The organism is Lacinutrix sp. MEBiC02404 (assembly GCF_053601575.1).
The window spans coordinates 1-301 of record NZ_JBSHNV010000215.1 but is presented as its reverse complement, the minus strand read 5'-3'; the positions used below and the strand labels follow the sequence as shown (position 1 = coordinate 301).

General features: G+C 35.9%; 1 protein-coding gene. It reads right to left on the bottom strand.

The window, feature by feature from the left end:
* Positions 1-48: 48 nt before the first annotated feature.
* Positions 49-301: hypothetical protein (locus tag ACVCXO_RS13930; RefSeq protein WP_452230196.1), on the bottom strand; the 253-nt coding region annotated here is incomplete at its 5' end.

Here is a 301-nt window from a genome sequence, read left to right as displayed (position 1 = left end):
TGTTGATGAAAAACACCAACAGTGGCAGTAAACAACATTGACCTAACACTAAGGCTTCAACAACTCCAACTCACCAAAATCCATAGCATTTTGGTAATTCGCTTTTACATCTATATACGGTCCGAAAAACTTGGTACCATCTTTCTTTTTTAAAACGACATAGGTTTTATCCTTTTTTGTAGACACTTCTTCTACCACAACCTCATTACCAATGACGGACTTATAGCTCGCTAGTTTACCGCGTTTTACTAATATATTTAATTGCGGAAATGAGATATGATTATAAAACTGACAGGAAGGC